Below are 24362 nucleotides of genomic sequence, written 5' to 3'. Positions count from 1 at the left end.
CGGTACGCCGGCGGTCGGCGTGCTGAGTATGGTGCCAGGGCGGTCCCGATGTGGGTATCGGCGGCGGGTGTCGGATGTACGTGGGTCGACGTTGCCGTGCTTTCGGTCAAGTTGAGATTGACGCGGATTCGTCTTGTGGGTAAGGGGTTTCCCGCGAGCGTGAGCTGATCTTGAGCGGTAAACTCGAACGCATGAGCGACGGCGGTGAGTACTTCGGCGACGACCTGGGCGATGGCCCGGGTCGTCGCCGGGTGCTGCCGGATGGGTTCGCTGATGTGCGGGGTGGGCCGCGGCTTGCGGTGCTGCTGGCGTCGGTGGATCGCGGGGTGTGTAACGGGTTTGAGGTGGAGGAGCGGGCCAGGGCGTGGCGGCGGCTGATCGGCTGGGCGGAGGCCGAGTGTCTGTCGGAGGTGAACGAGCTGGCCTACGCCGAACCCGGTATGCCTGATGAGCCGGCTGTGCGTAGTGCCGAGATGGACCCGATGACCCAGGCCGTGCTGGAACCTTTGCTGCGGTGGTCGGGCTACCGCGCCAGCTGGTACCTCGCTTTGGCCCTCACCCTGCCGCGTCTGCCGCGTGTGCGTGCGGCGCTGGCGTCTGGTGGGCTGGAGCTGCCCGACGTGCGGGCGATCGTGGACCGGATCACCGACGCGAAGCCAGATCTGTGGGGTGCGGTCGAGGACGCGATCTTCCCGAAGGTGCTGGAACTTCGGGGCGGGTTGTTGCGGGCGAAGGTCGAGTCCGAGGTCGTGAAAGCCGACCCCGAGGCTGCCGGTAAACGGCACCGTGCCGCGCGGACCGGGCGGAACGTCGCGATCTGGCCCGCCGTCGACGGGGTCGCCGACCTCGCCATCCGCGGACTGTCCGCTGACCAGGCCGCCGAGGCGTACGGCTACATCGACGCGATCGCGCGTGCGGTGAAGTCCGCCGGTGACCCGCGCAAGCTGAGCCAACTGCGCGCGGACGTCGCCTTCTCCCTGCTCAGCGGCACCGCCGACATGATCGACTGCTCCGCCCCCACAACCACCGCCGACCAGGGCGAGACTGAGCACCAGTCTGCGCACGAGGACTCTGGGGAGAACGGCAATGGGCCGGACGACTCCGAGCAGCAACAGTCGGAGGAGCAGGCCCAGGACGGCTCTGAGCAGGACGACTCTGGGCAGGACGACTCTGGGCAGGACGACTCTGTGCAGCGCCCGGCGGAAGCCGAATCTCCGCAGGAGCGAGACGACGCCGAACAGGCCGAAGACGAGCCGCGAGCCCGAGACGACGCCCAGCCCGAGAGCGAGCGGGCGCAGGGAGATACCGACCAGGACGAGTTGGGGCACTGTGCTGTTCACCGGTTCCCCGACCACGACCTGCACGACAGCTGGTGTGAGTGTGGGAACTGTTCTCCGGCACCGGTGGCCAGCTGCACCGTGTGTGGTGCGGCCGCGATGAACGGGGTCCGAGTCCACGACACCGCCGCCCACGAGGCCGCAGCCCGCAACGCCGAGCCGCCGGATCCGCCGGATCCGCCGGATCCACCTGATCCGCCGGGTCGGCCTGATCCGCCTGATCCGCCTGATCCGCTGGGTCGGCCTGATCCGCCGACAGACAATTCCACACCGCCACCGCCGCCGTGGACCTCTTCGCAGCCGAGCTGGGGTCCGATCAAGACGCGCGCCAAGGTGCAGCTGAACATGCCGCTGACCACCCTGATGGGGCTGTCCACCCAGCCCGGTGAGCTCGGCGGAGTCGGGCCCATCATCACCGAGGTGGCTCGCCGGATCGTGGCGAACCACCTCGACAATCCCGAAGCCCGCTTCAGTGTCGGCATCACCCATCCGGTCACCGGGCGGTTACTGCATCTGCATCCGATACCTGCGAGGTTCCTGCGCGGACTGCAGGCCGAGCTGGTGCATGCCCGCGACCAGCGGTGTGTGTGGACCACCTGCCGCCGTCCGGCAGCGACGTGTCACCTGGACCACAACACCGAGTACGCCGACGGTGGCGAAACGTCCGTGGACAACATCGCGCCGCTGTGCCCACGTCACCACAAGGCGAAAACCGAGAGGGACTGGAAACTGAAGCAGACCGGGCCCGGCGAACACACCCTGACCGATCCGTTCGGCCGCCAGTACAAAGGCACAGCGCCGGCCCTCACCGATCCGGTCGACGAACCAGCACCCGCCACTGCGGGCACACGGTCGGCCGACGACGACCTGCCACCGTTCTGAGGGACGACCATGCCCGAAAGCCGGCACACCCGTAAGTCCACTTCAGAGCCCGAGCCCGGCTCACCCGGAGGCGCAGTCGGCGGCACGTCCCAGAAGCAGGGAACGCTCACGTTCGTTACGGGTAAGGGAGGCCGCGCGCTCGAACTCCGCCCGCGCCTCCTCCTGCCGGTCCAGCTTCACCAGCAGGTCTCCGCGTACCGACGGCAACAGGTGGTACTCCGCGAGCGCACCCTCGGCAACCAGCGCGTCCACCAGGGCGAGCCCCTCCGCCGGCCCCCGGGCCATCCCCACCGCGACGGCACGGTTGAGTTCGACCACCGGCGAGGAGACCATCGCGGCGAGTACGCCGTACAGCCCGACGATCCGGGTCCAGTCGGTCTCCTCCGGCGTACGGGCACGCGCGTGGCAGGCGGCGATCGCGGCCTGCACGACGTACGGCCCGGCTGGTTGGCCCAGCGAGTCGGCCCGCTCCAGCGCGGTCAGTCCCCGGCGGATGAGCAGCTGGTCCCAGCGCCCGCGGTCCTGGTCGAGCAGCAGTACCGGCTCCCCGGACACGTCCACCCGCGCGCTCGCCCGCGACGCCTGGATCTCCATCAGCGCGACGAGCCCGTGCACCTCGGCCTCACCCGGTGCGAGCTCGGCCAGGATCCGCCCCAGACGCAACGCCTCGTCGCACAGTGCCGGCCGCAGCCAGTCGTCACCGGCGGTCGCCGCGTACCCCTCGTTGAAGATCAGGTAGATCACCTCGAGCACCGACGACAGCCGGGCCGCACGGTCGGCACCCTCGGGGATCTCGAACGGCACACCGGACGCGGCGAGCGTGCGTTTCGCGCGCACGATGCGCTGGGCGATGGTGGCTTCGGGTACGAGGAAGGCGCGGGCGATCTCGTCGGTACGCAGGCCGCCGATCACCCGCAGGGTCATCGCCAGCCGGGCATCGGTGGACAGCACCGGATGGCAGGCGACGAAGACCAACCGGAGCAGGTCGTCCTCGATGTGGTCGTCCAGGGCAGCGGCCACCTCGGCCGCGTGGTCGCCCTGTTCGACGTCGAGGTCACGGGCGATCTCGGCGTACTTCTGGTCGCGCCGTTCCTCCCGCCGCAGCCGGTCGATCCCGCGCCGCTTGGCGATGGTCATCAACCACGCGGCCGGTTTCGGGGGCACCCCCTCGGTGGGCCACTGCTCCAGGGCGGCGACCAGCGCCTCCTGGGCGAGCTCCTCGGCCAGGCCGACGTCGCGCACGATCCGGGTCAGCCCGGCGATCAGCTTCGCGGACTCCATCCGCCAGACCGTCTCGATCGCCCGATGGGCGTCCGGGTGATCGTCGGGGTGATCGTCGGGGTGGGCGTCCGGCCGGACAGTCGGTTGGTCGGCCGGGTCGCCGGCGAGCTGGGATTCTGCCCTCACGGCCCCATCAGACCATGCCCGCCGGCCGACCCGTCGGACCGCCGCCCGGACCGCCGGACCGCCGCCCGGACCGCCGCTCGGCCCGCCGACCTACTGCCGCTGCGAGGTCTGCGCGCGCAGGCGCTCGGCGCGCTCCCGGGCCTCGGGGGTGTACGCCTCGCCGAAGTCGTCCGCCTCGAACACCGGACGGATCTCGATCTCGGAGTCGCCGAGCATCGGGTTGGGGCACCGCTTCACCCACTCGACCGCCTCGTCCATCGAGCGGACCTGCCACAGCCAGTAGCCGGCGACGAGTTCCTTCGTCTCCGCGAACGGCCCGTCGATCACCGACCGCTCCTTGCCGGAGAAGCGCACCCGGACGCCTTTCGAGCTGGGATGCAGGCCGTCGCCGGCGAGCATGATCCCGGCCTTGACCAGCTCCTCGTTGTACTTCCCCATCTCGGTGAGCAACTGCTCCTCCGGCATCACACCGGCCTCGGAGTCGTTGTCCGCCTTGACCAGGACCATCACCCGCATGTCGATCTCCCTCTGTGTGATTCGAGCCTGTGTGATTGGAGTCTGTGTGATTCGAGCTTCGAGGCACCTTCCAACCACACTTCGAACGACCGGACGCCGGTTCGACACGGTGCCCGAACCTTTTTCTCGACGTTTCCTGTCGGGTGCGCGGTCAGAACGATGGCGCATATTTAAGTCACGTCTTATAGTCGGTGGCTTCGAGTCGTACGACAAACAGACAGACAGGCCAACAGACAGAGCAACGGGAGCGTTCATGACCGACACACATGCCGACCTCGGCAGGGTGGTCCCCGAGGGCGACACCGACGGCGACACCGGGGGAGTACGCCTGGAGTTCCGCCGGAACTACCCGGATCCCGTCGAGGAGGTGTGGGCGGCCGTCACCGAGTCCGACAGGACGGCCCGCTGGATCGGCACCTGGACGGGGAGTCCGGGCGTCGGGTCGACCGTGGAGTTCACCATGACCGGCGAGGACGGCGCGGGGCCGGAGCCGGTGCAGATCCTGGAGTGCGAGCCGCCACGCCGGCTGGTGGTCGACTGGTCCGTTCCGGGGCAGCCCCGCTGGCGGGTGGAGGTCACGCTCAGCCCGGAGGGCACCGGCGAAGCCGAGGGCACCAGCCTGCTCTTCGTCCATCGGCTGCCGTCGGCCGACGACGTGACCGACGTGGCCGCCGGCTGGCACTACTACCTCGACCGGCTGGCCGCGGCCCTGGCCGACCGTCCGGGACCGGAGTGGGACGACGTCGTGGCAGGGCTCACCAAGCTGTACGCGCGGTAGGGTGTCGCCTCCCCCGTAAACCAATTGCCGCGCAGGCGTCCGCCTCGTAGCGTCGAGGCGATCATGTCTGCTTCCCCCTCCTCCCGTCGTGTCGTCCTGAGCCTGCTCTGGCCCGGGCGGCGAGCCGCGCTTGCCCTGACAGCGGTCATCCTGGTCGCCACCGTCCTGCCGCTGCTGGCGCCGCAACTGACCCGCAGGTTCGTCGACGACGCGATCGGCGGCGCGGGCACCGGGCAGCTCACCTGGCTGGCGGTCGGCTACCTCGCGCTCGCGGTGTTCGGCCAGCTCGCCCGGATGCTGACCGCCTGGCTGGCCAGCCGGCTCGCCTGGGACGGCACCAACCGGCTGCGCGAACGCCTCGCCGAGCACGCCCTCGGCCTGGACATGGGCTACCACGGCAAGCGCACCCCGGGGGAGATGATCGAGCGGGTCGACGGTGACGTGGTGGCGCTCGCCGACTTCGTGGTGGCGTTCCTGCTCGACGTCGTGGCCAGCCTGCTGCTCCTGGTCGGCGTGCTGATCGTGGTGCTCAACGTTGACCTGCGCATCGGTGCGGTCCTGCTGGCGTACTGCGTCCTCATCGGCTGGTTCATGGTGCGTGCCCAGCGGGTCGCGGTGCCCGCGATGACCCGCGTACGCGAGAAGTTCGCGGCGTTGTTCGGCGCCGTGGAGGAGCGGCTGGCCGGGGCCGAGGACATCCGGGCCAACGGCGCGGGAGAGCACGTGGTCCGGCGGTTCCACCGCACCAGCGCCGAGGTCTACCGCGCCGAAGTGCGCGCCGAACGCATCGGTGGCGGGCTGTTCGCCCTCACCAACCTCGCGTTCGCCGCCGGCACCGCGCTCGTGCTCGGGCTCGCGGCCTGGGTGCAGCAGTCGGGCACGCTGACCGTGGGTACGGCCGTGCTGTTGTTCCAGTACACCCAGATGGTGCGGTCGCCGTTCGAGCGGATCATCGACCAGCTGCAGCAGTACCAGAAGGCCCTCGCGGGCGTGGCCCGGATCGGCGGCCTGCTCGCCGAGCGGCGCACCCTGCCCGAACCCGCCGACCCCACGCCGCTGCCCGCGACCGGCCCGCTGCGGCTGGAGCTGTCCGGCGTGCACTTCGCCTACGCCGACGACGACGAGCCGGTGCTCACCGATGTCAACCTGGAGTTGGCGCCGGGCGAGACCCTCGGCCTGGTGGGGCGTACGGGCAGCGGGAAGACCACGATCGCGCGGATGGTGTTGCGGTTGTACGACCCGACCCGGGGAAGCGTGCGGCTCGGCGGCGTCGACCTGCGCGACACCGACCTCGCCTCGGTGCACCGCCGGATCTGCGTGGTCACCCAGGACGTCCAGCTGTTCGCCGCCAGCGTGCGCGACAACCTGATGATGTTCCGCCAGGACGCCGACGACGACCTGCTGCGGGAGGTGGTCGCCGAGGTCGGGCTGGGCGACTGGCTCGCGTCCCTGCCCGACGGCCTGGACACCGTGCTCGGCGCCCAGGGCGGCGGCGTGTCCGCCGGGGAGGCGCAGCTGCTGGCGTTCGCCCGGGCGTTCCTGTCCGACCCGGGGCTGGTCGTGCTGGACGAGGCGTCCAGCCGGCTCGACCCGGCCACCGAGCACCACATCGAGGGCGCGATCGACCGGCTGCTGACCGACCGTACCGCCGTCCTCATCGCCCACCGGCTGTCCTCCCTCGCCCGGGTGGACAAGATCGCCGTGGTCGACGACGGCCGGGTGGTGGAGTACGGCCGGCGCGAGGTGCTGGCCGCCGACCCGGACAGCAGGTTCGCGCACCTGCTGGCCGCCGCGGGCCTGACCGGGCCGCGACCAGGGCACGCAGGGAGATCAGGCCGCGCAGCGATGAGTGGAGTACGCCGATGAGCACGCCGACCGACACCGCCACCGGGGCGCGGGCACCCCGGCCGCCGGTGAGCTGGCGGTCCGGCGTCCTCCTCGTGATGCGCCGGCTGGTGGGGTTCGACCTGCGCCGCTACGTCGTCGGCGGCCTGCTGTGGTCGCTGTTCTTCGTCGTACCCCTGCTCACCGGGCTGATCCTGAAGGGGCTGTTCGACCAGATCAGCGGCCACAGCACCGCCGGCCTGGACACCGCGCTGTGGCTGTGCGCGGCGTTCGTCGTGACGGAGGCGGCCCGCGGCGGGGTGTTCTGGTTTGCGGTGAACATCTGGCCGTACTGGTGGATCGGCGCGGGCACCATGCTGCGGTCCAACGCGCTGCGGTCCATCCTCACCGCCCGCGGCCCGGCGGCGAGCCGGCTGCCGCACTCCTCCGGTGAGGCCGTGTCCCGCTTCCGGGACGACGTCGAGGACCTCGTGATCGCCACCGACAACGGCGTCGACCTGATCGGCGCGGTGCTGTTCGGTATCGGCGCGTTCGCCATCATGACCTCGATCGACCCGGTGATCACCGTCGTCCTGGTGCTCCCGCTGACGGTCGTGGTCGTCCTCATCCGGGTGCTCAGCGAGGTGATCCGGCGCATCCACGCCCGGGCCCGCGAGCTGGGTGCGGCGGTGACGGCGTTCGTGGGCGAGACGTTCGCGGGCGTGCTCGCGATCAAGACCGCCGGTGCGGAGAACGCCGTCCTGGACCGGCTGCGGGCACACAACCGGCGCCGCCGGCAGGCCGCTGTCAAGGACCGGTTGGCAATGGACATGCTGGACACGGTCACCGGTGCGACCGTCGAGGTGAGCATCGGCCTGGTGCTGCTGCTGGCGGCCCCGGCGATGCGGCGCGGCGACTTCACCGTCGGCGACCTGGCGTTGTTCACCAGCTACGTCGGCTGGCTGACGATGCTGCCACGGATCCTCGGCCGGATGCTCTACCGCATCCCCCAGGGCGCGGTCGCCACCGAGCGGCTCACCCGGCTGATGGCCGAGCACGAGACCGCCGACGACCTGGCCCGGCACTCACCTGTGTGGTTCGACGAGGAGCCGCCGCCGGTGCTCACCGAGGCGCCGGACCGGGCCGGGGCGGGCGACCGGCTGCGCTCCCTGGAGGTGCGCGGCCTGACCGTACGCCACCACGACGGCGGCCGCGGGATCGCCGGCGTCGACCTGCGGGTCGAACGCGGATCCTTCACCGTCGTCACCGGTGCCGTCGGCGCGGGCAAGACGACGCTGGTCCGGGCGATGCTCGGCCTGCTGCCGGCCACCTCCGGCACGGTGAGCTGGAACGACCAGCAGGTGGACGACCCGGGCACGTTCCTGGTGCCCGGGCGGGTCGCCTACGCCGGACAGGTGCCGCGGCTGTTCTCGGAGTCGCTGCGGGAGAACCTCCTGCTCGGCTGGCCCGCCGACAAGGACACCCTCGCGGACGCGATGCGGCTGGCCGCGCTGGAGCGGGACCTCGCCGAGATGCCCGAAGGCCTGGAGACCGTGGTCGGGCCCCGCGGGGTGAGGCTGTCCGGAGGTCAGGTGCAGCGGGCGACGGCGGCGCGGGCTCTCGTACGCAATCCCGACCTGCTGGTGGTCGACGACCTGTCGTCGGCGCTGGACGTGGAGACCGAGCACCTGCTGTGGGACCGGATCGCCGACGCCGCCAAGCAGGGGCGCGGCCCGGAGACGGTGTTGGTGGTGTCCCACCGAAAGGCGGCGCTGCAACGCGCCGACCAGGTGGTGGTGCTCGACCGCGGCCGGGTCGTCGGCAGCGGACCGCTGCCGCACCTGCTGGCGACCTGCCCGGAGATGCGCCGGCTGTGGGTGGAGGAGTTGGTGGTCGAGGCCGAGGAGGACCCGGACACCGCGACCGTCTGAGCGGCGGGCCGGATCCGGCGGGCCGGGTCCGGCCGTCCTGGAACGTCGTCACGCCTGGAACAGGTGGGTAAGCGTAACTACGCTCCGGTGCGTTCGTGCCCGGGAAAGGTCCACCAGCCGGTCCAGAAGGGTCGTGCCGAATGTTCGGACGCAGCAGGCGGGCCCTTCTCGCGACCCTCACGATCGCGCTGGCCCTCGCGTTGTCGTCCGCCGGCGGACCGGCGCTCGCCCAGGGACGCGCCATGCCATCCGATGACCTGCAGGCCTACGTCGACGCGATGCAGCCGGGCTGGAACCTCGGCAACACCTTCGACTCCACCGGCCCGGACGAGACGTCGTGGGGCAATCCCCGGGTGACGAGGGAGTTCCTGCAGCAGCTGAAGGCGCAGGGCTACCGCAGCATCCGGATCCCGGTGACGTGGTTCCAGCACATGGGTCCCGCGCCGGACTACACCATCGACCCGGCCTACCTGGACCGGGTGGAGCAGGTGGTCGACTGGGCGTTGCAGACCGGCTTCTACGTGATGGTCAACATGCACCACGACTCCAGCACCTGGGTCATCGACATGCCGAACCACCACGACGAGGTGCTGGCGAAGTACCGCGCGGGGTGGACGCAGATCGCCGACCGGCTGCGGGACGAGCCCGACCGGCTGATGCTGGAGAGCATCAACGAGCCGCGCTTCTCCGGCGACTGGAACGCCGACGCGCCGGAGTACTTCCGGTGGCTGGACGAACTGAACACGTCGTTCCACCAGATCGTCCGGGACTCCGGCGGCCGTAACGCGACCCGTCCGCTGGTGCTGCCGACGCTCACCGGCTCACCGTCGCAGGCCCGGCTGGACGAGCTGAGGAAGACCATCACCACGCTGCACGACGACCGGATCATCGCCACCGTGCACTACTACGGCTACTACCCGTTCAGCGTGAACATCGCCGGCGGCACCCGCTTCGACGACGCCGCGAAGCAGGACCTGACCGACGCCTTCGACCGGGTGCACGACACGCTGGTCGCGGCCGGCATCCCGGTGGTGCTGGGGGAGTACGGCCTGCTGGGTTTCGACAAGAACACCGGGACGATCGAGCAGGGCGAGAAGCTGAAGTTCTTCGAGTACCTCGGCTACTACGCCCGGCAGCGGCACATCACCACGATGCTGTGGGACAACGGCCAGCACTTCGACCGGGTCGCCTACCGGTGGCGCGACACCGCCCTCTACGACGTGATGCGGACGAGCTGGGTGGCGCGTTCGTCCACCGCGAGCAGCGACCTGGTGTTCGTGGGCAAGGGCGACGCACCCGCCGACCGGACGGTCACCCTGAACCTCAACGGCAACCGGCTGGTCCGGATCGAGTACGCCGACCGGGTGCTGCGGGCCGGGCGCGACTACGTGCTGGACGGCGACCGGCTGACGTTCCGGGCGGATCTGCTGGCGTCGCTGACCGCCGGCGGCGACTACGGCACGAACGCCGTCCTGACCGCGAGGTTCTCCGCCGGCTCGACCTGGAGGTTCGAGGTCGTCGTCGCGGACCGTCCCGTGCTGGGCGCGGCGACCGGGACGTCCGACGCGTTCGCGGTGCCGACCGCGTTCAACGGCGACCGGCTGGCCACGATGGAGGCGGTCTATCCCGACGGGACCAACGCCGGGCCGGCGAACTGGACGTCGTACAAGGAGTTCGGCGCGTCCTTCACTCCCTCGTACGACACCGGCGACATCAGGCTGCTGCCCGCGTTCTTCGCCGAACTGAACGACGGCGTCGTCCACCTGCGATTCCACTTCTGGAGTGGCGCGGTGCTCGACTACACGGTGACGAAGGCAGGTACGGCCATCGCCGGCGCGCCCGCGGGGTAGGCCCGGTGCCGGCTGTCCCGGTCCGGCCCGCGTGGCAGCGGCATGTGCGCGAGCACCTACCGGTTGCGACAGTTAGGCTCGGGCGGTGATCTTCAACGGGGGCAGCGAACGACCGACCGGCACGACCCGGGTGGGTCCGGCCCGGAGTCGCGCGCGCCTGCTGGCAGCCGTGCTCGTGTGTGTTCTGGCCGTCCTGGCCATGGCAGGGTGCACGTCGGGGGCGACGGACAAGGGTGGCGACGGCGGTGCGGACGGGGGTCCGGGTGCGGACAAGGACGCGAGTCCGAGTGCGAGTCCGAGTGCGACCGCCGATCGCGAGCAGGCCGTCACCGCCGTGCCGAAGGACCCGGCCACGGTGGTCGCCGGAACGACCGCGGCACAACTCGCGCTCGGCGCGAGCCGGTCCCTCTACCAGCGGTCACCGGCCGCCGTCCTGGTCGCCGACGGCGACCAGGGCAGTCTGACCAAGGCCACCGCGACGGCCGAGCGGCTCGGCGTTCCGCTGCTGGTCACTCCGGCGGCCGGCGGCACCGCCGAGGCCGCGAAGGCGGCCGGTGACGCGGTGCGCGCCGAGCTGGATCGGCTGAAGGTACGCACGGTCGTTCCGGTAGGTACGGCGAAGGCGTGGGCACGGAAGAACGCACCGGACGCGTCCGGCGGCGACGTGGCCGGCATCGAGCCGCCAACTCCGCTGAAGGACCTGGTGGTCCTCGCACTCGACCGGCCCGCCGGCCGGGCGGCCACGGCCACCGCGCGCGCCACCGGTGCGCGGGTGGTGCGGACCAGCAGCGCCGACCCGCGCGCCGACGGTGATGCCGTCACCGCGCTGGCCAAGGACGACGCGTCCCGGGTCCTCGCGCTGGGCAGCGACTTCGGGCCGGCCGACCGGCTGCGCGCACGCGTCGACGTGGCCGCGACCGGCGTCCAGTTGCCCGGCGGCGGCCAGGTGGTGTTTCCCGGCCGCCGGATGGTGGCGCTCTACGGCCACCCGGGCAGCTCGGCGCTCGGCTCGCTCGGGCAGCAGCCACTCGACGAGGCCATCGCCCGGGCCAAGCGGGTCGCCGCCGACTACCAGCCGCTGAGCAAGGAGAAGGTCGTACCCGCGTTCGAGATCATCACCACCGTGTCCTCCTCCTCCGCCGGAGGGGACGGCAACTACTCCAACGAGACGTCGGTCGACACGCTGCGGCCGTGGGTCGAGGCGGCGCACCGCGAGGGCCTGTACGTCGTGCTCGACCTGCAGCCCGGCTACACCGACTTCCTGACCCAGGCCAAGCGGTACGCCTCACTGCTCAAGCTGCCGAACGTCGGCCTGGCCCTGGACCCGGAGTGGCGGCTCGAGCCGCCCCAGCGGCCGATGAGCGTGATCGGTTCGGTCGGCGCGGCCGAGGTCAACCGGACGGCCGAGTGGCTGGCCGACTTCACCCGGAAGAACCACCTGCCGCAGAAGCTGCTGATGCTGCACCAGTTCAGGCTGGACATGATCTCCGACCGGTCCGCGGTGCACACCGACTACGACGACATCCAGGTGCTCATCCACGCCGACGGTTTCGGCACTCCCGGGGAGAAGTTCGAGACCTGGAACACGCTGCACCGCAACGCACCGGCCGACGTCCGGTGGGGGTGGAAGAACTTCTACCGCGCGGACAGCCCGACGTTCACCCCGCGGCAGACGATGGAGGTCAGTCCGACCCCGGTCTTCGTCTCCTACCAGTGACCGGCCGGTGATCGGTATGCTCTGCCGGTGATCCGCAGGGGTTCTCTCGCAGCGGTCGCCGCGGGGCTCACCCTGGTGGCGTCGGTGATGCTGGCCGCGTGTGGCACGACGTCCACCGCACCGTCCGGCGCGACCACCCGGCCGAGCACCCCGAGCACCCCGGCCACGTCGGCCCCGAGCACCGCTCCGGCTTCGAACCTCGACTGCACGCCGACCGTCGCGCCCACGCCGTCCCCGTCGGCCGACGTGCCGCGGATCGTCGCCATCAGGAACGAGGACTGTGAGCTGACGCCCGGCGGGCCGCCCGCGCGGTTCGGGGTCGAGGTCACCAACCCGACCGGGCGGGCCGTCCGCGCCGGTCTGTCGTTCACCCTTCCCTGGGGCCTGAAGGCGGACGAGTTGCGGCTGGAGTACCACGACGACGCCGGGTGGCACCGACTGACGATGACGTGGATCAGCGAGGACGAACCCGAAGCGCTCCACAGCGAGCTGGCGCCGGTACGCCTTCGGCCCCACGAGACCCGGACCTCCCGGCTACGGGTCGCTGTGCCGAGGACCTACCACGACGGGGTGAACTTCTGGGCCCGGACCAGACTGGATCTGGGCGACCCGAGCCACCGCGACGACAGCTCTGCCCCCGGGCCGGTGTTCGCGCTGAACCCACCTGTGGGCACTCCTGTCAACCTCACCTTGCCCGAGCGGCGCGTGCCGGTCGGCGGCGCACCGGTCGAGTTCACCGCCACCGTCGACAACACCACCGGCCGGTCGTACCGCCGGGCGGGTCTCGACCTCGGCATCGACTTCGCGGCGGCCGACCATCTGCGGTTGGAGGTTTTCCGCGGCGGCGGCTGGCACCGGCTCACGCTGCGGGCAGCGGACGACCACAGTGTGCTGGCGTCACCGACCGCCGACGCGGCGATGCCGGCCGGCTACCACCACACCTACCGCTTCCGGCTCACGCTGCGGCCCGGCTCCGTACAGAACGACAAGCTGCTGTCGTTCTCGCTGCGGGACCGGACCCGGTTCGGCTCCGGCGCCCTGACGAGCGAGGGCGCGGACCTCGGTACGGCGTACCGGAAACTGCACGTGTTGCTGCCGACCGTCCACATCCGTACGCCCGAGGCGGTCACGGTCCCCGGATCGGCCAACCTGACCGTCGGTTTCGTCAACGACACCAGCGTCTCGCTGCCACCTGTCCACGTCCGGTTGACAGTCACCAACCCGGCCTCGCGCGCATGGTTCACCGTGCGCACCCGACGATCCGGCAGCACTGCGCTGTGGAGGAAGCTGCCGGCACACGCGGCTCCGGACGGTTTCCACGCCTGGACGGTGGACCTTCCCGCACCTCGCGACGGCAGTACGCCGGCCGGCTTCGGCGCCGACGACGAGGTCCGGATCCAGCTGTCCACCTGGGACCTCGAGGTCGCCAACATGCTGCACGTGGCGGCGCAGGTGGTGCTCGCCGACGGGACACCGGTCTCGGCCTCGACGGAGGGCGACACCGAGCACGCCTACATCGGGGTGTCGACCCGCTGAGCGACGTCGGTCCGGCGCAGCCCGCGTACGGAGGAGTCCGCGGCGGTGAGCGCCACGACCACCGCTAGTACGACCGCACCGCCCACCACGACCTCGGACGCGCCGAACACCGCGGCCAGCGGCCCGGCCGTGAGCTGCCCCACCGGCACCGCGACCAGCGAGCCCAGCATGTCGTAGGAGGCGACCCGGGACAGCCGGTCGGTCGGCACGTGTTCCTGCAACGCGGTCTCCCAGCCGATGCCGAACAGGTCGGTGCCGATGCCGACCAGGAAACCGATCGCGAGCAGTGGCGCGAGCGTGGGTGACAACCCCAGCAGCAGCAGCTCGAACACCGCGATCCCGCAGCCGAACATACCGACCACGAGCGGCCGGCGCGGCCGCCAGCGCAGCATCACGAGCGCACCGACCACCAGGCCCACGCCGCCGGCCGACTGCACCAGTCCCCAGCCCACCCGGCCGAAGGTCTCGTCGGCGATGACCGGTCCGAGAGTCTGCACGGCGCCCGCGGTCACCGCGTTGAACACGCTGAACGCGAGTACGATCACCCAGACCCAGCGCCTGGAGACGAACTCCTGCCAGCCCACCCGCAGGTCGGTCCAGGTGGAGGACCGCTGCCCGGCCTCGCGCGGCACCCGGGCCAGCCGGAGCCGGGAGATCAGCACCGCCGCCACGCCGAACGTCACCGCGTCCACGGCCAGTCCCCAACCGGGGCCGAGGAATCCGACCAGCGCACCGCCCACCGCCCCGCCGCCGATCATGGTGATGTTGCGGCTCAGGCCGTTCAGCGCGTTCGCCTGCTGGAGTTCGGTGCGGTCCACGAGTTGCGGCATCAGTCCCTGCAGTGCCGGGAAGGTGAACGCGGCGGCCGCGCCGTTGACTGCCTCGATCGCGGCGATCTGCCAGACGTCGGCGTTCCCCGTGAGCAGCAGGACCGCGGCCAGCGATTGGGTGCCGAAGCACAGCAGGTTGGCGGTGAGGAGAACGACGTCGCGGCGGATCCGGTCGGCGAGCACCCCGCCGAACAACACCAGCACGACCATCGGGATCGTCCGGGCGGCGAGCACCAGTCCCAGGGCCGACGGGGAGTGGGTCAGGTCGAGCACCGCGAACGCGACCGCGATCGGCGCGATCGCGCTGCCCAGCAGGGTGGAGAAGCGGGCGCCGAGGAAGTAGCGGAAGCGCCGGTGGCGCAACGGCGCCAGCGAGTGCCGGTCGATCATCGCCCGTTCCCCTTCTGTGCGGTCTCCTTCGGGTCGAGCTCGAACAGCGCCATCGTCGCGTTGACCCGGATGGTGCCGGACGTGCGAGGCCGGCGGGCGTTCGTGTGCAGCAGGTTGGACGCCTCGGCGGTGAGGGCGACCACCCGCTGCCAGGTCTCGGGCTCGACCCAGAGGTCGGCGTCGGTGAGGGAGGCCGGATGGCCGGCGCGGATCTGGTGGTGCGCGCGCCGGACGAGTTCGTCCGCGATCGCCTGCCAGACCGGCAACTGCTCGAGGTCGACCTCGCCGGGCGGCGCCGTCGTACCGGGTGACCCGGCTGCCCCGGGAGTCCCGGGTGTGCGGGCGAGATAGCGGTAGCGCTTGGCGACTCCGCCGCGGACGTTCTCCTCACCGGCCGGCTCCAGCATGCCGGCCGCCACCAGCAGCCGCAGGTGGTAGGACGCGTTGGCGTGGGTGATGTCCAACTCCTGGGCGAGCTCGGTGGCCGACATCGGCGCACCGGTGAGCAGGGAGAGCATGCGAAGCCGGACCGGGTGGGCCACGGCCCGCATGCTCTTGATCTCCGACGGCATGCGGGGACGGTAGTGGCTCGGCGCCCCGACCGTCAAATAATTGTTGGAAGGTCGTGTTCGGCCGGCGACTCCTGCTTGTAACCCGGCGCGTATGCAAGTTCACTTGGCGGCAACACCGGCTTCCTAACGTCTGCAGGAAGTCGTCGCGGAACCTGCCACTCGCCTGGGGAAGGTGGCGCCATGAGAGCGCTCGTCGTCATCGACATGCAGAACGGTTTCTGTCATCCGGAGGGATCACTCGCGCACGTGGGCATGAAGCTCGCCGACGTGGACCAGGCCGTACGGACCACCGCCGAGGTGGTCGCCGACGCGCGCCGCAACCGCGTACCCGTGATCTTCACCCGGCACGGCTACCGGCCCGGCCGCGCCGACGAGGGACCCAACGCCGCCCGGCTGAACCCCAAGCTGGCGCGGCTGGACGGACTGGTCGCGGGCACCTGGGACAGCGCGCTCGTCGCCGAACTCGGCGCGCTGCCCGACGACCTGACGGTCGACAAGGTGCGCTTCGACGCGTTCGTGTGGACCTCCCTGGACCCGCTGCTGCGGGGGCTCGGCGTCACCGAACTCGTCCTCGCCGGCGTCGTCACCAACATCAGCGTGGAGTCGACGGCCAGGTCGGCGTTCATGCACGACTACGAGGTGACGGTGCTGTCGGACTGCTGCGCGGCCCAGACGCCACGCCTGCACGAGATCTCGCTGGAGGTGCTGGACGCGTGCGGCCTGGCCACGGTCACCTCCGTCGACGCCGGCTTCACCTTCGCCCGGGAGGCCACCATCGAACCCCCGGCGGAGGCGATGCCCACGGTCGCCTAGGACTGGCCCTAATTGGGGTGCTCCGGGGAGCCGGCCGGTGCATGATGGCGCGATGTCTGACGATCGGCGGCTGCGGACCACCTTCGACGAGGCGGCGGTGTCGTACCAGTCGGCCCGTCCCGACTATCCCGGGCAGGTGTACGCCGACCTGCTCGACGTCACCGGGCTGAACCCCCCGGACCGCCTGCTGGAGGTGGGCTGCGGCCCGGGCAAGGCCACCTTGCCGCTGGCCCGGGCCGGGTTCGCGATCACCGCCGTGGAGCTGGGACCGGCGCTGGCCGAGCAGGCCCGGCACAACCTGGCCGGCTTCCCGGACGTCGAGGTCGTCACCGCGTCGTTCGAGGACTGGCCGGGTCCGGCCGGCGGTCCGCCGTTCGGCCTCGTCTACGCCGCGACCGCCTGGGCCTGGATCGACCCGGCGGTGAAGTACGCCAGGGCCGCGGAACTGCTGCGGCCGGGCGGGCACCTCGCGGTGTGGAACGCCGTGCACGGCTTCCCGGCCGGGTACGACCCGTTCTTCGAACAGATCCAGGAGGTCTACGTCGAGCTCGGCGAGGACCGGCCCGGCGACCGGTGGCCGCCGCCTCCGCCGGAGGAGGCGCCGGACCTGGCGGGGGAGTTCGAGGAGTCAGGCCACTTCGAGCCGGTGGCGGTACGCCGTTACGTGTGGGGGATCCGCTACACCGCCGAGGAGTACATCGCCTTGCTGGACACGTTCTCCGGGCACATCGCGATGGGCCCGGACAAGCGCGACCGACTGTACGGCGAGATCCGCCGCCGGCTCGCGGCCCGCCCCGACGGCCGGCTGACCCGGCACTGGGCGTCGGTGCTCACCGTCGGCCGCCGCCGCTGACCGCCGTTCCGCCGGGCGTCAGGCGACCCGGCGGTCGTCGATCGCGTCCTGGTTCGCATAGCGTCAGGCGACCCGGCGGTCGTCGATCGCGTCCTGATTCCACGCGATGCCGAGCCCCGGCGCTTCCGGCACGACCGCGTGCCCGTCGACGATCCTCAGCTCCTCGGTGGTGATCGCCCGCAGCTGCGGGATGTGCTCGACGTAGGAGCCGTTCGGCACGGCGGCGGCGAGGCTCACGTGCAGCTCCATCAGGAAGTGCGGCGCCACCGCGACGTTGAACGCCTCCGCCAGGTGGGCGACCTTCAGCCAGGGCGTGATGCCGCCGATCCGGGCCACGTCGACCTGCACGATTCCGGCCGCACCGGCCTCGAGGTAGCCGCGGAACTGTCCGAGGGAGTACAACGACTCGCCCACCGCGACCGGAACCGAACTAGCCCGGGCCAGCAACGCGTGCCCCGACACGTCGTCGGCCGGCAGCGGCTCCTCCAGCCAGGCGACGTCCAGCTCCTCGAACGCCCTCGCCCGCCGGGTCGCGCCGGCCACTGTCAACGACTGGTTGGCATCGACCATGATCTCCATGCCGGAACCGACCTCGGCTCGGACGGCGGCGATGCGTGCGACGTCCTCGGCGACGAGTCGCTTGCCCACCTTGAGTTTCACCCCGAACAACCCGGCGTCGCGGGAGGCGGCCGCACCGGCGACGAGCTCCTCGGTCGGCAGGTGCAGCCAGCCGCCCTCGGTGTCGTAGACCGGCACCTGCCGCCGGAACCCGCCGGCCATCCGCCACAGCGGCTCACCCGCGCGCCGGCAGCGGATGTCCCACAGGGCGGTGTCCACGGCGGCCAGGGCGAGCGCGGTGATGACGCCGATGCTGGTCGCCCGGGTCACGGCGTACAGGTCGTTCCACCGCGCCTCGATGTCGCCGGCCTCGGTGCCCACCAGCCGCGGCAGCAGGTCGTGCCGCAACAGCGCCAGGACGGCGTGCCCGCCGGTGCCGATCGTGTAGCTGTAGCCGAGTCCGGTGTGCCCGTCGTCGGTGGCGAGCTCGACGAACACCGTCTCCTGCTTGACGAACGACTGCACCGCGTCGGTTCGCGGGGTCTCCACCTCCAGGTCGACGAGGTACGCCGACGCGCTGACCACCCTGCTCATCCGTCCTCCACTGGCTCGGGAGTCCCGACGCTACCGGCAGCACCGGCAGGCCCGGCAGGTCCACAGCGGGCCGGATAGCTTTGGGACGCAGATCGGCCAACCGAAGGGACAGCGCGTGAACGTCTTCGACAGCTTCAGCCTCGCGGGTCGCAAGGCCCTGGTCACCGGCGGCAACCGCGGCCTCGGCAAAGCCTTCACGGTCGCCCTGGCCCAGGCCGGCGCCGAGGTCGCCTTCGTCTCCCGGCACGCCGACCGCAACGAGCGCGCCGCCGCGGAGCTGGCCGAAAACGGCGTCCGCGCGGTGCCGATCACCGGGGACATCACCGTCGCCGCCGACGTGGACCGCGCGGTGGAGGAGACCGTCAGCTCGCTCGGCGGCCTGGACATCCTGGTCAACAACGCCGGGGTGTGCTTCCACGCGCCGTCGTGGGAGGTCACCGACGAGGAGTGGGACCAGGTGTTCGACCTCAACGTCCGTGCGCTGTGGCGGTGCTGCCGGGTCGCCGGCAAGCACATGGCGGCCAACGGAGGCGGCTCGATCGTCAACGTGGGTTCGATTTCCGGCGTGATCGTCAACCGCCCGCAGTGGCAGCCCGCCTACAACGCGTCGAAGGCGGCCGTGCACCAGCTGACGAAGTCGCTGGCGGCGGAGTGGGCGCCGTACGACATCCGGGTCAACGCGCTCGCGCCCGGTTACGTGAAGACCGAGATGGCGCCGGTGGACCGGCCGGAGTTCCGGCGGCAGTGGATCGAGGACGCGCCGCAGCAGCGGTACGCCACACCGGAGGAGATCGCACCGAGCGTGGTGTTCCTGGCCGGCCCGGCCGCGTCGTTCATGACCGGGTCCGTCCTTGTCGTGGACGGTGGCTACACGGCCTTCTGAGTCCGCGTCCCCGCGCGGAAGTGTCCGATGGCGGACGGCCGGACGATCCGGGAAGCAGGGCGGAGGATGCTGGAGGCGCACCCGGATCCTCCGCCCCTATGGTCGGTGTGGATCTGGCGTACAGCCGTGCTCGGAAGAGGTGGAGACCCGTGGAACGAAAGCAGCCGACCCCGCTGGACGACTTCCTGTTCGACCTTCGTGGCTATCTGGTGCTGAAGAACGCCGTCGAGCCGGAGCTCCTGGACGACCTCAACCACGCGTTCGACACCTTCCCCGAGCTCGCGCCCGGGCAGTGGTGGGGCAACGCGCAGCGCCGCGACTACACCGACGAGACCGGCTTCGAACTGCACAACGTCGTCGAGGCCGGCGAGCCGTTCGAGCGGCTCATCGACCACCCGTCCTGGATCAGCCTGGTCACCCACTTCGCCGGTGAGGAGAAGTGTTACGTGGAAGGCGTCTTCATCGACGAGTGCATCGCCTCCATCCGGACCTCCGGTGGCCACCACCCGGTGCACAGCGGCGGCTTCCAGGGCGCGATGCGCGGCGCCTTCCAGTACAAGAACGGCGTCTTCCGCTGCGGCCAGGTGAACATCATCCTGGCGCTCACCGACGTGGGCGAGGGCGACGGTCCCACCATGGTGATCCCGGGCAGCCACAAGTCGAACTTCGTGCACCCGCTGGCCGGTGACTACGCGGCCGGTGACCGGATGGACACCCTCGAGGGCGCGATCCCGTTGCACCTGGACAAGGGCGACGCGCTGTTGTTCGTGGACGGGTTGATGCACGGCGGCAGCAGCCGTACCAACCCGGGCGAGCGCCGGGTCCTCATCTACCGCTACGGGCCTTCCTGGGCACGTACGCGCTTCAACTACGAGTACTCGCCCGAGCTGCTGGAGCGGCTGACCCCGGAGCGGCGGCGGATCCTGCAGCCGGTCGCGCCGGCCCGCCCGCCGGTGGCCCAGCCGGTGCCCTGACGCGGGCTGTCAACCGCAGGCTGTCAACCGGCGGGCTGTCAACCGGAGGTTGGCGACGCGGGTGCGGTCGCCGCGCCCGCGTCCACGGCCGCGACGTGGCACGCCGCGGAGTGGCCCGGGACCAACTCGCCGAGTGGTGGTGTGACGGTGTCGCACACCGGGATCGCCAGCGGGCAACGCGGCCGGAACCTGCAGCCCTCCTCGGGGTCGACCACCCGCGGCGGCTCGCCGTAGTCGTCCGGGCCGCTCTCCTCGCGCATCGCGTCCGGGTCCGGTGCGGCCGACAACAGGAGTTGGGTGTACGGATGGCGCGGGTCGGCGAGCACCTGTTCGGCCGGCCCGCTCTCCACCACCTGCCCGGCGTACATCACCATCATCCGGTCGGCGACGTACCGTGCGCTGGCCAGGTCGTGGGTGATGTAGAGGAACGACACGTCCTCCTGCTCGCGCAGCCTGGCCATCAGGTTGAGCAGCCCGATCCGGATCGACACGTCCAGCATCGACACCGGCTCGTCGGCCAGGATCACCTCCGGACGGCAGGCCAGCGCCGCCGCGAACCCGACCCGCTGCCGCTGGCCGCCGCTGAGCTCGTGGGGGTACTTCCGCATCACCTCACCGGGCGGGGTGAGCCCCACCAGCGCGAGCAGGCGTTCGGCCTCCTTCGTACGTTCGGTCGCGGACAGGTCGCCGCGGTGCAGCCGCAGCGACCGCATGATCGCGTGCGAGACGGGATAGACCGGGCTGAGCGAGCTGTAGGGGTCCTGGAACACCATCTGCACCCGGCGGCGGTAGTCCAGGCGCTGCTTGCGGCCGCGGAGCGTTCCCACCGGCCGGCCGTGGTAGTGGATCTCGCCCGCGGTCACCGGGTGCAGCATCGCGAGCAACCTCGCCACCGTGCTCTTGCCGCTGCCGCTTTCTCCCACCAGGGCGACGATCTCGCGCCGCCCGATGGTGAGGTCCACCCCGTCGACGGCGTGCAGGGTGTTGCGGCCGAGCCGGCCGCCGACGCGGAAGTGGCGGGTGAGGTTGGTGGCCCGCAGCACCGGGCCGGCAGAACTCGAAGCGGCGGAGTCCTCGCGTACGGCGGTCATCGCTGCTCCTGACGTTCGGGTGCGGCGTCGGGTCCGTGGGCGTCGGGTCCGTAGAGGTGGCAGCGGACGAGTTCGGTGGCGCCGACGTGGTACGCCGGCGGGTCCTCGCGGCAGATGTCCATCACCTTCGGGCAGCGCGGCTGGAAACGGCAACCGCGCGGTGGATGCCGCAGGTCCGGTGGTGCGCCCGGGATGCCGGTCAGCTCCCGGCGTTCGCCACGCAGGGAGGGGAACGCGCCGAGCAGGCCCTCGCTGTACGGGTGGCGCGCGTGGGCGAACACCTCGCGGGTGGCGCCGAGCTCGACCAGCTGGCCGGCGTACATGATCGCCAGCCGGTCGGAGTAGTGGCTGACCAGCGACATGTCGTGGGTGACGAACACGACCGCGAAGCCGAACTCCTCCTGCAGCGCCTTGACCCGGCGCATCAGCGACCGCTGGGCCACCACGTCGAGGGCGGACGTCGGCTCGTCCATGATGATCAGGTCGGGCCGGAACACCAGCGCCATCGCGATCATCGCCCGTTGCCGCATACCGCCGGACAGCTGGTGTGGGTAGCTGGTCAGGTGAATCGGGTCGATGCCGACCAGCCGCAGCACCTCCTCCGACCGCTGCCGCATCTGCGCGGCCGGGATGCGTTCGTGCGCGGCCATCGCGTCCCGCAGCTGGGCGCCGATGCTGAGCACGGGATTGAGCGCGTTCATCGCGCTCTGCATCACCACGGAGTAGTCGCGCCAGCGGATCGGGCGCAGCTCGTCCTCGGTGAGCTGGACCATCTGGCGACCCGCGAAGTCGACCTGCCCGGACACGATGCGCGCGGGCGGGCTGAGCAGCCGGGCCACGGCGTACAGCAAGGTGGACTTGCCGCACCCGGACTCCCCGACGATGCCGACGAACTCGCCCCGGCGCACCCGCAGGCTCACGTGGTCGACCGCCCGGACCGGCTCGTGCACGCCGTAGTCGACCACCAGGTCGGTGATGTCAAGCAGGGCTTGACGCGACTGCGGTGTGGTGTCAGGTCTGCTGGACAGTGGCTGCACCGGACACCTCCTTCTGGTTGCGCTGTGACCGGTCGCGCTGCGGCCGGCGTCGCCGCGGCGGGCGCAGCGCGGGGTTGCTCACCTCGTCGAAGGCGTAGTTGATCAGCGAGAAACTGGCGCCCAGCAGGGCGATGCACAGGCCGGGGGCGAGGTCCCACAGCGGCGTGCCCGCCTGCAGGGCCTCGTTGTTCTCCGCCCAGTGCATCATCGAACCCCAGCTGATCGAGGTGATGTCGCCCAGGCCGATGAACTGCAGGCCCGCGACCGCCAGCACGCCGTACACCGCGGCGCCGAGGAAGTTCGCCACCAGCAGTCCCGACATGGTGGGCAGGATCTCGAAGACCACGGTGTAGGAGGTGCGTTCACCGCGCACCCGCGCGGCGTCCAGGAACTCCCGGTTGCGCAGCGACAGTGCCTGTGCCCGGAACTGCCGCGCGCCGTAGGCCCAGCTGGTCACCGCGATCACGCCGACCATCACCATGATGCCGCCGCCGCGGATGTAGGAGGAGATGACGATCAGCAGCGGCAGCCCCGGGATCACCAGGAAGATGTCGGTGAACAGCGACAGCCCGTGGTCGACGAGGTTGCCGACGTAGGCCGCGCCGACGCCGATCAGGGCCGACACCACCGTCGCCACCCCGCCGACGAGGAACGCGATCAGCAACGACTGGCGGGTGCCGTACACCAGCTGGGAGAAGACGTCCTGGCCGTATGTCGTGGTGCCGAGCCAGTGCGCACCGCTGGGGCCGACACCGCGGCCGTAGTCGGTGGAGTGCGGATCGAACGGCGCGATCAGCGGTGCGAACACCGCGACCACGACGAACATGCCCAGCACCGCCGCCCCGGCGAGTGCCTTGGGGTTGTGCGCGATCGAGCCGAGCAGCTGGCCGATCGCGCTCCGGTGACGGTTGTCGTCGTCCTGGGTGGCCGCTGCCTCGACGGCGGTTTCCGTGCCGCCGGGGCTCCCGGTGTCCTCGGTGTGGTTGAGGTCGGTGCTCATCACGCCCTGCCCCGGGTCCGCGGGTCGAGGACGAACGTCACCGCGTCGGCGATCAGCACCGAGACCAGCGTCGCCGCGGTGATCAGCAGGAACAGCGCCTGCATCAGCGGGTAGTCCTGCCCGGTCACCGCCTGCACCAGCAGGTAGCCGACCCCGGGGTAGGTGAACACCAGCTCGACCAGCAGGGCGCCGCTGATGACGAAGCCGAGCGACATCGCGAACCCGGTGAGGTTGGGCAGGATCGCGTTGCGGCTGGCGTACTGCACCATGATCCGGCCGGACGACAACCCCTTCGCCCGCGCCATCTTCACGTAGTCCTCCGACAGCACGCCGATCATCGTGTTGCGCATGGTGAGGATCCACCCGCCGATGGAGGTCAGCACGATCACCGTCGCCGGCAGCAGCGCGTGCGAGACGATCTGGCTGATCGTCTGCCAGTCGAACGACAACTGGCCGGCGGTGATGTCGTACCCGAACCCGATCGGCGCCCACGGAAGCAGAACGCCGAAGACGTACAGGAACAGCAGTCCCACCCAGAAGAACGGCAGCGCGCCCACCACGATGAACACCGGCGGCAGCACGCTGTCGAGCACCCCGCCGCGCCGCCAGGCCGAGACCGCGCCGAGCAGGGTGCCGAGTACGAACGCGAGGACGGTGGTGACCCCGACGAGTCCCAGCGTCCACGGGATCGCGATCGAGATCACGCTGGTGACGTTCTCGGGGAAGTAGGTGATGGAGGAGCCGAAGTCGAACCGGAACACCTGGCCCCAGTAGGAGATGTACTGCCTCCACAGGGGTTCGTGGGTGTTCAGGCCGAGCATCACCTCCAGCGAGTGCCGTCGGGAGCCGGTGATCTGGCCCTTCATCCGGGCCATCATCTGCTGGATCGGATCTCCGGGCATCATCCTGGGCAGCAGGAAGTTGATACTCACCGCTGCCCAGAACGTGACGACGAAGAACTCCAGCCTGCGGATCAGTCGGGGCATACC

The 24362-nt window shown here is 70.9% G+C and carries 20 protein-coding genes; 11 read left to right on the top strand and 9 right to left on the bottom strand.

Annotated elements, in window-relative coordinates:
- The first annotated feature begins 191 nt into the window (after window positions 1-191).
- Window positions 192-2219, top strand: coding sequence for an HNH endonuclease signature motif containing protein (locus FHR37_RS32010; protein WP_238344812.1), 2028 nt, complete (start codon window positions 192-194; stop codon window positions 2217-2219).
- A gap of 60 nt (window positions 2220-2279) precedes the next feature.
- Here the strand turns inward: FHR37_RS32010 and FHR37_RS23750 are convergent, their stop codons facing one another.
- Both FHR37_RS23750 and FHR37_RS23745 read right to left on the bottom strand, forming a co-directional pair.
- Window positions 2280-3500 carry an RNA polymerase sigma factor gene (locus FHR37_RS23750; protein ID WP_092880724.1) on the bottom strand — a complete coding sequence of 407 codons (1221 nt, stop codon included), beginning with the start codon at window positions 3498-3500 and terminating at the stop codon, window positions 2280-2282.
- A gap of 216 nt (window positions 3501-3716) precedes the next feature.
- Window positions 3717-4142: a YciI family protein gene (locus FHR37_RS23745; protein ID WP_092879587.1), complete on the bottom strand. Its 426-nt coding sequence runs from the start codon at window positions 4140-4142 to the stop codon at window positions 3717-3719.
- Window positions 4143-4395: 253 nt separating this feature from the next.
- Between FHR37_RS23745 and FHR37_RS23740 the strand changes: the two genes are divergently transcribed.
- The 6 genes from FHR37_RS23740 to FHR37_RS23715 all read left to right on the top strand — a co-directional run bounded on the left by FHR37_RS23740 (window position 4396) and on the right by FHR37_RS23715 (window position 13778).
- Window positions 4396-4920 carry an SRPBCC family protein gene (locus FHR37_RS23740; protein WP_092879589.1) on the top strand — a complete coding sequence of 175 codons (525 nt, stop codon included), beginning with the start codon at window positions 4396-4398 and terminating at the stop codon, window positions 4918-4920.
- Window positions 4921-4983: 63 nt separating this feature from the next.
- A complete protein-coding gene (locus tag FHR37_RS23735; RefSeq protein ID WP_092879592.1) occupies window positions 4984-6786 on the top strand; it encodes an ABC transporter ATP-binding protein in 1803 nt (600 codons plus the stop codon).
- Window positions 6783-8675, top strand: coding sequence for an ABC transporter ATP-binding protein (locus tag FHR37_RS23730; protein ID WP_092879595.1), 1893 nt, complete (start codon window positions 6783-6785; stop codon window positions 8673-8675). The genes FHR37_RS23735 and FHR37_RS23730 overlap by 4 nt, the downstream gene beginning before the upstream one ends.
- Before the next feature lie 140 nt (window positions 8676-8815).
- The gene (locus FHR37_RS23725; RefSeq protein WP_092879598.1) at window positions 8816-10525 is read left to right on the top strand and encodes a cellulase family glycosylhydrolase; all 1710 of its coding nucleotides are present in this window, start codon (window positions 8816-8818) and stop codon (window positions 10523-10525) included.
- Between the two features lie 85 nt (window positions 10526-10610).
- Complete coding sequence (locus tag FHR37_RS23720; RefSeq protein WP_202817848.1) at window positions 10611-12242, top strand: hypothetical protein; 1632 nt, start codon at window positions 10611-10613, stop codon at window positions 12240-12242.
- Window positions 12243-12269: 27 nt separating this feature from the next.
- A complete protein-coding gene (locus FHR37_RS23715; RefSeq protein WP_175542278.1) occupies window positions 12270-13778 on the top strand; it encodes a hypothetical protein in 1509 nt (502 codons plus the stop codon).
- Here the strand turns inward: FHR37_RS23715 and FHR37_RS23710 are convergent.
- A complete protein-coding gene (locus tag FHR37_RS23710) occupies window positions 13754-14998 on the bottom strand; it encodes an MFS transporter (RefSeq protein WP_092879607.1) in 1245 nt (414 codons plus the stop codon). The two genes, FHR37_RS23715 and FHR37_RS23710, sit on opposite strands and share 25 nt — an antisense overlap.
- Window positions 14995-15570: an ArsR/SmtB family transcription factor gene (locus FHR37_RS23705; protein WP_092879610.1), complete on the bottom strand. Its 576-nt coding sequence runs from the start codon at window positions 15568-15570 to the stop codon at window positions 14995-14997. The genes FHR37_RS23710 and FHR37_RS23705 overlap by 4 nt, the downstream gene beginning before the upstream one ends.
- 180 nt (window positions 15571-15750) lie before the next feature.
- Here FHR37_RS23705 and FHR37_RS23700 point away from each other — a divergent pair, with 180 nt between their 5' ends.
- Window positions 15751-16383, top strand: a complete 633-nt coding sequence (locus FHR37_RS23700) for a cysteine hydrolase family protein (protein WP_092879614.1) — start codon at window positions 15751-15753, stop codon at window positions 16381-16383.
- A gap of 52 nt (window positions 16384-16435) precedes the next feature.
- Complete coding sequence (locus FHR37_RS23695) at window positions 16436-17236, top strand: class I SAM-dependent methyltransferase (RefSeq protein WP_092879617.1); 801 nt, start codon at window positions 16436-16438, stop codon at window positions 17234-17236.
- Window positions 17237-17299: 63 nt separating this feature from the next.
- On the opposite strand, the gene FHR37_RS23690 is transcribed toward FHR37_RS23695, so the two are convergent.
- Complete coding sequence (locus tag FHR37_RS23690) at window positions 17300-18388, bottom strand: mandelate racemase/muconate lactonizing enzyme family protein (protein ID WP_092879620.1); 1089 nt, start codon at window positions 18386-18388, stop codon at window positions 17300-17302.
- Window positions 18389-18503: 115 nt separating this feature from the next.
- Between FHR37_RS23690 and FHR37_RS23685 the strand changes: the two genes are divergently transcribed.
- The gene (locus tag FHR37_RS23685) at window positions 18504-19271 is read left to right on the top strand and encodes an SDR family NAD(P)-dependent oxidoreductase (RefSeq protein WP_092879623.1); all 768 of its coding nucleotides are present in this window, start codon (window positions 18504-18506) and stop codon (window positions 19269-19271) included.
- Between the two features lie 149 nt (window positions 19272-19420).
- Window positions 19421-20245, top strand: a complete 825-nt coding sequence (locus FHR37_RS23680; RefSeq protein WP_237768504.1) for a phytanoyl-CoA dioxygenase family protein — start codon at window positions 19421-19423, stop codon at window positions 20243-20245.
- Window positions 20246-20283: 38 nt separating this feature from the next.
- Here FHR37_RS23680 and FHR37_RS23675 read toward each other — a convergent pair whose 3' ends face one another.
- Genes FHR37_RS23675 through FHR37_RS23660 form a run of 4 tightly spaced genes read right to left on the bottom strand, consistent with a single transcriptional unit; the run spans window position 20284 to window position 24359 of the window.
- Complete coding sequence (locus tag FHR37_RS23675; protein WP_175542279.1) at window positions 20284-21336, bottom strand: ABC transporter ATP-binding protein; 1053 nt, start codon at window positions 21334-21336, stop codon at window positions 20284-20286.
- Window positions 21333-22373 (bottom strand): ABC transporter ATP-binding protein, encoded by a 1041-nt coding sequence (locus tag FHR37_RS23670; RefSeq protein WP_092879630.1) that lies wholly within the window; start codon window positions 22371-22373, stop codon window positions 21333-21335. Before FHR37_RS23670 ends, FHR37_RS23675 begins: the two co-directional genes overlap by 4 nt.
- On the bottom strand, window positions 22348-23373 hold the full coding sequence (locus FHR37_RS23665; RefSeq protein WP_092879633.1) for an ABC transporter permease: 1026 nt from the start codon (window positions 23371-23373) through the stop codon (window positions 22348-22350). Before FHR37_RS23665 ends, FHR37_RS23670 begins: the two co-directional genes overlap by 26 nt.
- On the bottom strand, window positions 23373-24359 hold the full coding sequence (locus FHR37_RS23660; RefSeq protein ID WP_092879637.1) for an ABC transporter permease: 987 nt from the start codon (window positions 24357-24359) through the stop codon (window positions 23373-23375). Before FHR37_RS23660 ends, FHR37_RS23665 begins: the two co-directional genes overlap by 1 nt.
- Between the last annotated feature and the right edge of the window lie 3 nt (window positions 24360-24362).

It is taken from the genome of Actinopolymorpha cephalotaxi (assembly GCF_013408535.1).
In the GTDB taxonomy this organism is placed as follows: Bacteria; Actinomycetota; Actinomycetes; order Propionibacteriales; family Actinopolymorphaceae; genus Actinopolymorpha; species Actinopolymorpha cephalotaxi.
Note: the sequence above shows the minus strand (reverse complement) of the source record. Positions and strands in the feature narration are given on the sequence as shown.